This window comes from Brevundimonas sp. AVps5, from assembly GCF_058681515.1.
On sequence record NZ_CM178740.1, the window covers coordinates 2,028,702 to 2,040,057 of the forward strand.

The 11,356-nt window shown below is 66.7% G+C and carries 11 protein-coding genes; 8 read left to right on the top strand and 3 right to left on the bottom strand.

The features are described 5' to 3' along the window. Positions 1–39: 39 nt before the first annotated feature. Positions 40–669, bottom strand: coding sequence for a DUF998 domain-containing protein (locus ACW18A_RS10280; RefSeq protein ID WP_492021625.1), 630 nt, complete (start codon positions 667–669; stop codon positions 40–42). After that, positions 666–1,844, bottom strand: coding sequence for an acyltransferase family protein (locus ACW18A_RS10285; protein WP_492021626.1), 1,179 nt, complete (start codon positions 1,842–1,844; stop codon positions 666–668). The genes ACW18A_RS10280 and ACW18A_RS10285 overlap by 4 nt, the downstream gene beginning before the upstream one ends. A gap of 75 nt (positions 1,845–1,919) precedes the next feature. On the opposite strand from ACW18A_RS10285, the gene ACW18A_RS10290 reads away from it, so the two are divergent. From ACW18A_RS10290 to metH, 8 genes are all read left to right on the top strand, one after another. After that, complete coding sequence (locus ACW18A_RS10290) at positions 1,920–2,852, top strand: 2-hydroxyacid dehydrogenase (protein WP_492021627.1); 933 nt, start codon at positions 1,920–1,922, stop codon at positions 2,850–2,852. Between the two features lie 220 nt (positions 2,853–3,072). Then, a complete protein-coding gene (locus ACW18A_RS10295) occupies positions 3,073–3,885 on the top strand; it encodes a DUF6065 family protein (protein ID WP_492024382.1) in 813 nt (270 codons plus the stop codon). A 52-nt stretch (positions 3,886–3,937) separates the two neighbouring features. Then, positions 3,938–4,915 (top strand): ArsR/SmtB family transcription factor, encoded by a 978-nt coding sequence (locus tag ACW18A_RS10300; RefSeq protein ID WP_492021628.1) that lies wholly within the window; start codon positions 3,938–3,940, stop codon positions 4,913–4,915. Further along, a complete protein-coding gene (metF, locus tag ACW18A_RS10305; protein ID WP_492021629.1) occupies positions 4,915–5,868 on the top strand; it encodes a methylenetetrahydrofolate reductase [NAD(P)H] in 954 nt (317 codons plus the stop codon). Before ACW18A_RS10300 ends, metF begins: the two co-directional genes overlap by 1 nt. Beyond that, complete coding sequence (locus tag ACW18A_RS10310) at positions 5,865–6,947, top strand: homocysteine S-methyltransferase family protein (RefSeq protein WP_492021630.1); 1,083 nt, start codon at positions 5,865–5,867, stop codon at positions 6,945–6,947. The genes metF and ACW18A_RS10310 overlap by 4 nt, the downstream gene beginning before the upstream one ends. A gap of 83 nt (positions 6,948–7,030) precedes the next feature. Beyond that, on the top strand, positions 7,031–7,450 hold the full coding sequence (locus ACW18A_RS10315; RefSeq protein WP_492021631.1) for a hypothetical protein: 420 nt from the start codon (positions 7,031–7,033) through the stop codon (positions 7,448–7,450). Next, positions 7,447–7,896, top strand: coding sequence for a PIN domain-containing protein (locus ACW18A_RS10320; RefSeq protein ID WP_492021632.1), 450 nt, complete (start codon positions 7,447–7,449; stop codon positions 7,894–7,896). Before ACW18A_RS10315 ends, ACW18A_RS10320 begins: the two co-directional genes overlap by 4 nt. Beyond that, positions 7,893–10,559, top strand: a complete 2,667-nt coding sequence (metH, locus tag ACW18A_RS10325) for a methionine synthase (protein ID WP_492021633.1) — start codon at positions 7,893–7,895, stop codon at positions 10,557–10,559. The genes ACW18A_RS10320 and metH overlap by 4 nt, the downstream gene beginning before the upstream one ends. Positions 10,560–10,688: 129 nt before the next feature. On the opposite strand, the gene ACW18A_RS10330 is transcribed toward metH, so the two are convergent. Continuing rightward, positions 10,689–11,264, bottom strand: a complete 576-nt coding sequence (locus ACW18A_RS10330; protein WP_492021634.1) for a hypothetical protein — start codon at positions 11,262–11,264, stop codon at positions 10,689–10,691. Positions 11,265–11,356 lie beyond the last annotated feature (92 nt).

Genomic DNA, 11,356 nt, shown 5'->3' on the forward strand with positions numbered 1-11,356 from the left:
ACTTTTTGTTGCAAATGCGTTGTCGCGGCGCACCCGGTCTCAGCGGCCGAGGGCGCGCCTCATGAGATGGGCCGCCACGCCGACCCAGCCGACCAGAACGATCGCGAAGGCGCGCTCCCAGTAGCCGACATTGAAATCGTTCACCGTTCCGGGAAACACGAGGTGTTTGGTCAGGACGGTCAGCACCGCCATCAGCACGAAAACGCCGATCAGGAAGCGCTTCAGCCGGGTCAACTCAAGACTTTGCCGCAGTGCGACCAGCAGGAACACCGGTGCCAGCTGAATCCCCAGCCCGAGATTGATCGCCATGTGTCTGGGGTCAGGCCAGGGATAGAGGCTCGACATCACCAGCCCGATCCCGGCCAGCACGAACAGCAGCCCGACCAGAACCGCCGACACCGGCGAGCGGGTCAGGATGACCACCGCCAGGCCGAAGCCGATCCCGGCCACTCCGGTCATGACGCCGGCGATCAGGACGCCGAAGTTGAAGATCCACGGATGGGCCGCCGTCTCGCCGCCCAGTTCGCTCAGATACTGACGCGCGTGGTCGAACCCGGCATAGGATATCGCCGCGATCAGCACCGCCGCGAGCGCGAGGATCGGCGCGACGACACCGACGAGCAGCAGCCCGCGCGCAGCCTGTCGCAGTTCGGGTCGCGCGAAATTCATGCAGGGTCCCCGCGCTCCGCGGCCGGCAGGCCAGGTGCCGCCGATGGTTTGGCCTTCAAGGGTTTCAGGCCCCAGATCGGCCGGATCAGCGGGATGCGCCGCACGATCTCATAGATCAGCAGACTGCCGCCGATGGTGATGACGGTCAGGACCGGGGCCTCGACCAGGGCCGGCCAGCCCCGCGCCTGGATCAGCCACACCGCGACGACGAGGATGGTCTGGTGGGCGAGATAGCAGGTGAAGACCGCATCGCTGAGGTAGTGCAGCACCCGGCTGTCGGCCCGGCGCAGATACAGGCTGCCGAAGCCGAGAATGACAGTGATCACGGCCCACTGGTCGATCGCGAACACGACGCCCCGGGGAATGCCCCAGAAGGCGCCGCCGCCCGGATGGGCCGTCTGCAGCATCATGATCGGCAGGGCCACGACCGCGAGCCCCAGTCCGACCCAGCGATAGCGCTCAAGGTCGCGCCAGACGCTCTCCTGACGCACGATCAGGAAACCGAACAGGAAGGCCCCCAGCGACAGGGCGTGATTGTACCAGTCGTGGGTCAGCCGGTTGGTCAGGCCGAACATCGGGAACAGGGTCAGCCGGATGAGGATCAGATAGACGATCGGGACCGCGATCACCCTCCAGCCCGACAACAGCCGCGTCAGGCCGGCCTCGGCCCGGTCGAGATCCGCCGGTCGCAGCATCAGCAGCACCGCCACCGCGCTGTAGACCGCGATATAGATGATGAACCACAGGTGGTTGACCGGCACCCCGTTGCTGAGGCCCGAGAGGCTGAACTCGTGCCACCACCAGCCAGGCAGCCCGCCGCTCCAGCCGCCCTTGTCCATCGCCTCGATCCACGACTGGATCGGAACCAGCACCAGGGTCCCGAAGATCAACGGCGGAACCAGCCGCTCCGCCCGCGCCCGGGCCACCTGACCGGCGGTCCGTCGCGCGGTCATGAAGCGCAGCGCGGCGCCGGACACCAGGAACAGCAGCGCCAGCCGCCAGGGATTGGTGATCAGGACGCCTTCGCGCATCCATTCAAAGGTGTGGGTGCTGTGCATGTGCCAGTCGTAGGGCGCATAGACGAGGCCCACGTGGTACAGGATCAGCAGGCCGAAGGCCGACAGCCGGATCCAGTCCAGGTCGAGGCGACGAACGGGACCGGAGGCGGTTTGCACGGCGCGTCTATGATCGACAGAGAGTTGTCTGTCCACGCCTCTTCCCCACCGCCGCGAGCGGGTTAGGATCACCCCATGCTCCATCGCCCGCACGTTCTGATCATGCCCTCCCTGCTCGGGCCGCTCACCGCGATTCTGGAGAGTGCCTACACCGTCCACCGCCTGTGGGAGCATCCGCCGGTGGAGGCCCAGGGCCTGATCCAGGCGGTGGTGGTGGCGGGCGAGGATCCGCTGGATACCGCGGTCATCGAGCGGTTGCCGAACCTGAAGCTGATCGCCTGTTTCACCTCGGGCTATGACGGCATCGATCTGGACTGGTGCGAGGCGCGCGGCCTGCCGGTGACCCATGCGCCGGCGGTGAACCACGAGGATGTGGCCGACCATGCCGTGGGGCTGATTCTGGCGGCGTCGCGACGGATCGTGGACGGCGACCAGACGGTGAAGGCCGGCCAGTGGTCCATGGACGCGCGGCTGATGACCCCGTCGATGAGGGGGCGCCGCGTCGGGATCGTCGGACTGGGGCTCATCGGCGCGGCCGTGGCGAAACGGGTCGAAGTCATGGGCTGTCCCGTTGCCTGGTGGGGGCCGCGGGCGAAGGACTCGCCCTGGCCACGTTCAGGGTCGCTGCTGGAACTGGCTCGGGATTCGGACGTGCTGGTCGTCGCCTGCCGGGCGGACGAGACCAACCGGGGACTGATTTCGGCCGGGGTGATCGAGGCGCTGGGTCCGAACGGACTGCTGGTCAATGTGGCGCGTGGGTCCCTCGTGGACGAGGACGCCCTGATCGAAGCATTGAAGGCCGGACGGCTGGGTCAGGCGGCGCTGGACGTGTTCGAGACCGAGCCGACCCCGGCCGCGCACTGGGCGGGCGTGCCGAACGTCGTGCTGACGCCTCACACCGGCGGGGCGACGTCCGAGGCGGTGCAGGGGATGCTGATGCTGCTGATGCGCAACCTCGCCTCCGCCGTGGCGGGAGAGCCTCTGATCACGCCGGTTCGAGCGACCTGATTTTCGGTTCTTTAATCCCGCGCATCCCCGCGAAGGCGGGGACCCAGGTTTTCAGGCTCCAACCGGGTGACATGAACGGCGCTGACACCGAACATGTCGCCTCACAAAAGAACTGGGTCCCCGCCTTCGCGAGAATGCACGGGATGGGTAAGGTGCCGCCATCTTTTCTCAGAGATGACCTGTCTTGACCGATATCGCCGCCCAGCCTGAAACCTCCGCCCTGACGCTGGAATGCTATCCGATGCGCGACGACCCGCCGCGCATGGTCCCGGGCCGGCCCGAGCGCGACTGGATGGACGAGTTCGCGGGGCGCCATCCCTATCGCTGCCTGCCGCTGACCATGGCCAACACCACGGGGTGGGAGCTGCTGTGCCCGTTCGGGTTCGAGGCCGAGTGGGACGGGCGGATGGGGGCGGATTCGATAGCGTTCCGGCCGGACCCGGACGCCCTCTATTTCGATCACTTCGCCGCCTCGCATTTCACCGAGGGGGTGCTGACCTTCCACACAGGCTGGCTGTTCCGGACCCCGCCGGGCTGGGCCATGCGGGCCTCGGGCGTGCCGAACCGGTTCAAGCACGGAATCCAGGCTCTGGAGGGCCTGACCGAAACGGACTGGCTGCCCTACCCTTTCACGATGAACTGGCGTTTCACGGCACCCGGCGTGATCCGGTTCGAGAAGGACGAGCCGTTCTGCTTCCTTCAACCGGTCCAGCACCATCGGGTCGAGGAATTCGTCCCCGTGCGAGCCTCGATGGACCCGGACGGCGATCTGGCCCTGCAGTACCGGAAATGGTCGGAGGTTCGGACCGACTTCAACACCCGCATGGCCGCCGGCGACCCCGAGGCGATCAAACAGGCGTGGCAGCGGTTCTATTTCAGGGGCGAGTTCCCCGACCGGATCGCCGAGGCCCCGGTCGAGCACGTCAACAAGCGCCGCCTCGCCCCCCTGCCCGACGCGCCGTCGCCGGAACCCGCGCCGCCGTCGAAGGCCCATGTCGGCTTCAGAACGTGGACGGCGCAGACGAAGGCCTGACCAACGGTTTCCTTCTTCACATCATATAAGGATATCCTTATATGATTGCACCATGTCGCTGACCGCCGATCAGACAGTCGAAGCCCTGCGCGCCGCCGGCGAGCCGACGCGTCTGCGCATCCTGTCGCTGCTGGCCGGCGAGGAGTTGTCGGTCATGGAGTTGAGCCGCGTGCTGGAGCAGAGCCAGCCACGCGTATCGCGTCACCTGAAACTGATGGCCGACGCCGGGTTGATCGAGCGGTTTCCCGACGGTGCCCGCGTCTTCTACCGCGTCTCCCACGAACCTCTGGCGCGGCGGCTGATCGACACCGTTCTTGATCTGCTCAACGACGCCGAGGGCGAGGCGGACCACAGGCGACTGGACGCCGTGCGCGACGAACGTGCCACTGCGGCCGCCGCCTATTTCGAACAGGTCGCCCCGAGCTGGGATCGCATCCGCTCCCTCTATGTTTCCGAGACGGCTGTGGAGAGCGCCATCGAGCGCGCCGCCGGACCGGGTCCGTTCGAACGGGTCGTCGATCTGGGAACCGGTTCCGGGCGGATGCTGACTCTTCTGGGGCGCAAGGCGAAGATGTCGATCGGCCTCGACCTGTCGCAGAACATGCTGAACATCGCCCGGGCCAATGTCGTGAAAGCAGGGCTGGACAAGGTCGAGCTGAGGCACGGCGACATTTTCGCGACGCGGCTGCCGGCCGGGTCGGCGGACCTCGTGCTGGTGCATCAGGTTCTGCACTACCTCGTCGATCCCGGCGCGGCCGTGGCTGAGGCGGCCCGGCTCGTCAGCCCCGGCGGCAAGCTGCTGATCGTCGATTTCGCGCCGCACGACCTCGAGCGACTGCGCGAGGAGCACCAGCACCGGCGGCTGGGCTTCGCTGACGAAGAGATCGGGCGCTGGCTGGCCGAGGCTGGTCTCGACGCCTCCGCGTCCATCGCCCTGCCGCCCGACACGGCGGGGCTGACCGTCACCATCTGGACCGCGACGAGACCCGCCGTCGCGGCAAGGCCCCCCGTCCAAAGGAACCTCGCCTGATGGCCGCCACCGCCAACTCTCTCGCTCAAGCCCGCGCCCTGCTGCTGTCGCCGCTGGGGCCGGTCGCCCGCGCGGGCCAGAACGCCAACCCCGTGCGCGTCTCGTTCGAGTTCTTCCCGCCCAAGACCGACAAGGCGGAAGAGACCCTGTGGGAGGCCGTACGCCGGCTTGAGCCGCTGAACCCGGCCTTCGTCTCGGTGACCTACGGTGCCGGCGGCTCGACGCGTGAGCGGACGCACCGGACCGTGCAGCGGATGCTGACCGAGACCACGCTGAAGCCCGCCGCCCACCTGACCTGCGTGGATGCCAGCCGTGAGGAAGTCGACGAGGTCATCCGCGACTACAAGTCGATCGGCGTGAACCATATCGTGGCCCTGCGCGGCGATCCGCCCGGCGCGGCCGGCATCGGCGGCGTCTATCAGCCCCGCGCCGACGGCTACGCCAACGCCACGGAACTGACCCGGGCGATCAGCCGCGTCGGCGGCTTCGACGTCACGGTCGGTGTCTATCCGGAACAGCATCCGGAAAGCCCGTCGATCGACCATGACATCGATGTGCTGAAGGCCAAGATCGACGCTGGCGCCACGCGCGCCGTCAGCCAGTTCTTCTTCGACATCGACGCCTTCCTGCGTTTCCGCGACCGGGTCCGGGCGGCGGGCGTGACCATTCCCCTGATCCCCGGGATCATGCCGGTGTCCAACTTCACCGGGCTCGTCCGCATGTGCGGATCGTGCGGCACGTCGGTGCCCGACTGGCTGGCGGCCCATTTCGAGGGCCTGGACGACGATCCGGAGACCCGGAAACTTCTGGCCGCCTCGGTCGCCGCCGAGACCTGCGCCCGGCTGCAGGAAGAGGGTTTCTCCGACTTCCACTTCTACACCCTGAACCGCGCCGATCTGGTCTATGCGATCTGCCGCGTGCTGGGCGTCCGCGAACAGAAGGCCGCCGCATGACCCGTCCCGAACGCATCGCCGCCCTGCACAAGGCGGCCAGGGAACGCATCCTGGTCCTCGACGGATCGTGGGGTGTGATGATCCAGCGCGCCGGGCTGGAGGAGGCCGACTTCCGCGGCGACCGCTTCGTTGAGGCCAATGGCTACAACGAAAAGGACCAGATGAAGGGCAACAACGACATCCTGTGCATCACCCGTCCGGACGTCATCAGCGACCTTCACGACCAGTATTTCGGTGCCGGGGCGGATATCTCGGAGACCAACACCTTCTCCGGTACGGTCATCGCCCAGGATGACTACAAGCTGGACGAACAGGCGGTCTGGGACATCAATCTGGAGGGGGCGAAACTGGCCCGCGCCTCGGCCGACCGCTGGACCGGGAAGGAGCCGCACAAGCCGCGTTTCGCCGCCGGTTCGATCGGCCCGCTGAACAAGATGCTGTCGATGTCGTCGGACGTGAACGATCCCGGCGCGCGACTGGTCACCTTCGACCAGGTCTATGACGCCTATCGCCATCAGATCCGCGCCCTGAACGAAGGCGGGGTCGACCTGTATCTGATCGAGACCATCACCGACACGCTGAACTGCAAGGCGGCGATCAAGGCCATCAAGGACCTCGAGGACGAGGGTATGGAGGCCCTGCCGATCTGGATTTCGGGCACGATCACCGACCGCTCGGGCCGCACCCTGTCGGGCCAGACGGCCGAGGCCTTCTGGAACAGCGTGCGCCACGCCAAGCCGTTCGCCGTCGGTTTCAACTGCGCGCTTGGAGCGGACCTGATGCGCCCCTTCATCGCCGAACTGAGCCGCGTCGCCGACACCCTCGTCGCCGCCTATCCCAACGCCGGCCTGCCCAACGCCATGGGCCAGTACGACGAGGAGCCGCACGAGACCGCCCACTCCATCGAGGAATGGGCCGCGTCCGGCCTGGTCAACATCGTCGGCGGCTGCTGCGGCACGACGCCGGAGCACATCCGGCATACGGCGGAGGCAGTCTCGAAACTGCCGACGCGGGAAATACCGGAGCGGCCGGTGGCGATGCGGCTGTCGGGGCTGGAACCGTTCGAGCTGGTGGCGTGACCCCGGATACCCCCCTCATAGGCCCCTTGACACCCCCCATGCACCCCCATAACCTCCCTTTGTCGTTTAAAGGGAGATTGGACATGGGCGCTCAAGCTGAAACCGCTGTGAAGGACGTCGTTGTCTGGACCAAACACGTGCATGGAGACCACAGGCTCACCGCCCGCCTTCAGTCATTGAAAGGCGGCGAAGATCTGGAACTACTTGTCGATGGCGTGCGGGGCCTCTGGCGCAAGATGGCCGATGGCGTGGATGGACGCCCGACGGCGGGGCTTCGTCCGGTCGGGCGAATGCAACAGTTCTGGAAAGAACTGTATGCGTCGCGGCGAGGAGAGACCGTGGTCATCGAACTTCCCGGCGATGATGTGACCGGTGCGCCGCTGATCTACCCGGCTGATCCCGACCCGAAAGTTCGGGCCGAGGCCTTGCAGGCCTTGCTGACGGCAGGTGGCGGACACTCGGGCGGCGAACGCTGGACCCGCGAAGACCTGTACGACCGATGATCTCCGCCGACACAAACGTGTTCGCCTACCTGTATGACGAAGACAGTCCGCATAAGCAGGCCATCGCCAGAACAGTCGTGGCGGCCTTGGCGGCCAAAGAGGGCATTGTCGGTCTTCAAGTCGTCGGCGAACTGAACAACGTCCTGCGCCGCAAGATGAAGAAGACCCCGGCCGACGCCGCGCAGGCGGGAAGGCGTATCATCGGCGGATTTCCGGTCTTCCCCCCCACGCGTCTAGCCGCGATCTGGGCCCTCGAACAGGCTGCGGCTGCGACGCTCCAGTATTGGGACGCCCTACTGTTGTCCTCCGCCCGACAAGTCGGCGTGGACACCATGCTGACGGAAGATCTGTCCGACGGCGCAGAGATCAACGGCATCCTCATAGTCAATCCGTTCAGCGAACAGGGTCTGAGTGCTCGTGCCAGACAAGTTCTGGAGCTTTCGTGAGACCCATCTTCATCAACGTCGGCGAACGGACCAACGTCACCGGTTCGGCCAAATTCAAGAAGCTGGTCATCGACGGCGACTACTCCGCCGCCCTGACGGTCGCGCGCCAGCAGGTCGAGGCCGGCGCCCAGATCATCGACATCAATATGGACGAGGGCCTGCTGGATTCGCAGCAAGCCATGATCACCTTCCTCAACCTGATCGCGGCTGAGCCAGACATCGCCCGCGTGCCGGTGATGATCGACTCGTCCAAGTGGGAGGTGATCGAGGCGGGCCTGAAATGCGTTCAGGGCAAGCCGATCGTCAACTCCATCTCGATGAAGGCGGGCGAGGCGGAGTTCCGCGAACAGGCGGTGAAATGCCTGCGCTACGGGGCGGCCGTCGTGGTCATGGCCTTCGACGAGGTGGGCCAGGCCGACACGGCCGCGCGCAAGATCGAGATCTGCACCCGCGCCTATCGCATCCTGGTGGACGAGGTCGGTTTCCCGCCCGAGGACATCATCTTCGACCCCAACATCTTCGCCGTGGCGACGGGGATCGAGGAACACGACAACTACGCCGTCGACTTCATCGAGGCGGTCAAGGTCATCAAGGCCACCCTGCCCTACGCCCGGATTTCGGGCGGGGTGTCGAACGTCTCGTTCAGCTTCCGCGGAAACGAGCCGGTGCGTCGGGCCATCCACTCGGTCTTCCTGTACCACGCCATCGCGGCGGGCATGGACATGGGCATCGTCAACGCCGGCGACCTGCCCGTGTACGACACCCTCGACGCGACGCTGCGCGAGGCCGTCGAGGACGTGATCCTGAACCGGCCGCAGCGGACCAATGTCTCCAACACCGAGCGGCTCGTCGACCTCGCGCCCAACTACAAGGGCGACAAGGGGGTGGCGCGGGTCGTCGACCTGAAGTGGCGCGACCAGCCGGTCGGCAAGCGGATCGAACACGCCCTCGTCAACGGCATCACCGAGTTCATCGACGCCGACACCGAGGAGGCCCGCCGGTCGTTCGACCGGCCGCTGCACGTCATCGAGGGCCCGCTGATGGACGGGATGAACGTGGTTGGTGACCTGTTCGGCTCGGGCAAGATGTTCCTGCCGCAGGTGGTGAAGTCCGCCCGGGTGATGAAACAGGCCGTGGCCTGGCTGGAACCCTTCATGGAGGCCGAAAAGGCCGGCAAGCCGCGTGAACAGGCCGGTCGCATCCTGATGGCCACGGTCAAGGGCGACGTCCACGACATCGGCAAGAACATCGTCGGCGTCGTTCTGCAGTGTAACAACTACGAGGTCATCGACCTGGGCGTCATGGTCCCGGCCGACCGCATCCTGGACGCCGCGATCGAGCACAAGGTGGACATCGTGGGCCTGTCCGGCCTGATCACACCTTCGCTGGACGAGATGGTCTTCGTTGCGCGGGAGATGCAGCGGCGCGGCTTCGACATCCCCCTGCTGATCGGCGGGGCGACGACCAGCCGGACCCATACGGCCGTAAAGATCGAGCCCGGCTATCAGGCGGGTTCCACCACCTATGTCGTCGACGCCTCGCGCGCCGTGGGCGTGGTCTCCGGCCTGCTGTCCAAGACCGAACGGGCCAAGAACGAGGCCATCACGCGCGACGAATACATCCGCATCCGCGAGCAGTACGCCCGCGGCCAGGAGGTCAAGGCGCGCGCCACCCTGCCGCAGGCGCGAGAGAACCGGTTCAACATCGACCCGGCCCAGCCCATGCCCGGCAAGCCGTCCTTCATCGGGGTCAAGGCATTCGACAGCTGGGACCTTCAGGACCTCGCCGACCACATCGACTGGACGCCCTTCTTCGCCAGTTGGGAGCTGATCGGCCGCTATCCGCTGATCCTTGAGGACGAGATCGTCGGCGAGGCCGCCAAGGATCTCTTCGCCGACGCCCAGGTCATGCTGAAGCAGATCATCGACGAGAAATGGTTCACGGCCAAGGGCGTGGTCGGCTTCTGGCCTGCCAACGCCGTCGGCGACGACGTGGCCGTCTATGCCGACGAGAGCCGCACCGAAGAGATCGCCCGCTTCCACACCCTGCGTCAGCAGATCAGGAAGTCGAACGGCAAGCCGAACCTGGCCCTGTCCGATTTCGTGGCCGAAGAGGGCTCCGACTATATCGGCGCCTTCGCCGTCACCACGGGCCACGGCGAGGTCGAGGCCTCACAGCGGTTCAAGGCGGCCGGCGACGACTATTCGGCCATCATGGCCGCGGCCCTGGCCGACCGCCTCGCCGAGGCCTTCGCCGAACGGCTGCACAGGGAGGTGCGGACCCAGCTGTGGGGCTATGCGGCCGATGAGACGGCCAGCGTGGACGACCTGATCGCCGAACGGTATCAGGGCATCCGTCCTGCCCCCGGCTATCCGGCCCAGCCCGATCACACGGAGAAGGCCACCCTGTTCCGGCTGCTGCAGGCCGAACAGAACGCCGGCATGGCCCTGACCGAAAGCTTCGCCATGATGCCGCCGGCGTCCGTGTCAGGCCTCTACTTCGGCCACCCGGGCAGCCACTATTTCGGCGTCGGCAAGATCGATCTGGACCAGATCGAGGACTACGCCCGCCGCAAGGGCTGGGATGTCGAGACCGCCGAACGCTGGCTGTCGCCGATCCTCAACTATGAGCCGGGCGCCGTACCGCGGGTGGCGGCGGCGTAATCCTCCCCCATTGGGGGAGGTGGCGCGGCGCGCCTTCGCGCCGTGACGGAGGGGGGCCGCCGCGAGCGACAGAGTGTGGGGTTAGCCCCCTCCACCGCTCCGCGGTCCCCCTCCCCCATTGGGGGAGGACTACTCCTTCGGCACACCCACCTCGTCCAGTCCCGCCTGATCGAGCGTAACCGGCGGGGTCGTGATGTTCTCGCGCACCCGGCGGGCGGCATGTTCACAGCGGCCCGGCAGGCCGAAGAACAGGCCGAAGGCTTCGCTGCGCGCGCGTTCGTCGTCCTGCGCCTGCAGGGGAACCCATTTGGCGGCGGCGTCCGACTCGGCGGCGCGGGCGGCGGCGAGGGTTGCGGGCGTCTGGCGACCCTGACCGGCGCGAAGCGCATCGCGGAAGTCCGCCGCCTCCAGGCCGCCCAGGCGGATGATGTCGCGGTCCAGATCGTCGGCGGCCGTCAGGCTGCGACCGAGCGCGATATGACCCTCCACAAGGGCGGCGCACCAGGCCACCAGGGGATAGTCCTGTTCCGGGGCGCCGCGCGGCAGGGGCGTCTCATAGGCGATGGCCTCGCGCGCCCGCAGCGCATCGACGCTCTCTCCGGTATCGCGGGCGGTGACGACCGGGCCGTCATCCTGTTGGGCAAAGGCAGGGGACTGAACGGCGAAGGCCAGGACGAGAATCGAGGCGGCGAGACGAAGGCGCATGGACGGTCCGTGATCTGTTTCGGGGATATCGCCCCACCCAACGCCTGAAGCGTCCCAATGGTTTTTCTGCGGCGCCGGTTTCTCAAAAAAAA

What these genes read in the sequence shown, in the direction of transcription:
- ACW18A_RS10280 (WP_492021625.1), bottom strand. Translation starts at nt 669, where the DNA reads ATGAATTTCGCGCGACCCGAACTGCGACAGGCTGCGCGCGGGCTGCTG.
- ACW18A_RS10290 (WP_492021627.1), top strand. Translation starts at nt 1,920, where the DNA reads ATGCTCCATCGCCCGCACGTTCTGATCATGCCCTCCCTGCTCGGGCCG.
- ACW18A_RS10300 (WP_492021628.1), top strand. Translation starts at nt 3,938, where the DNA reads ATGTCGCTGACCGCCGATCAGACAGTCGAAGCCCTGCGCGCCGCCGGC.
- metF (WP_492021629.1), top strand. Translation starts at nt 4,915, where the DNA reads ATGGCCGCCACCGCCAACTCTCTCGCTCAAGCCCGCGCCCTGCTGCTG.
- ACW18A_RS10310 (WP_492021630.1), top strand. Translation starts at nt 5,865, where the DNA reads ATGACCCGTCCCGAACGCATCGCCGCCCTGCACAAGGCGGCCAGGGAA.
- ACW18A_RS10315 (WP_492021631.1), top strand. Translation starts at nt 7,031, where the DNA reads ATGGGCGCTCAAGCTGAAACCGCTGTGAAGGACGTCGTTGTCTGGACC.
- ACW18A_RS10320 (WP_492021632.1), top strand. Translation starts at nt 7,447, where the DNA reads ATGATCTCCGCCGACACAAACGTGTTCGCCTACCTGTATGACGAAGAC.
- ACW18A_RS10330 (WP_492021634.1), bottom strand. Translation starts at nt 11,264, where the DNA reads ATGCGCCTTCGTCTCGCCGCCTCGATTCTCGTCCTGGCCTTCGCCGTT.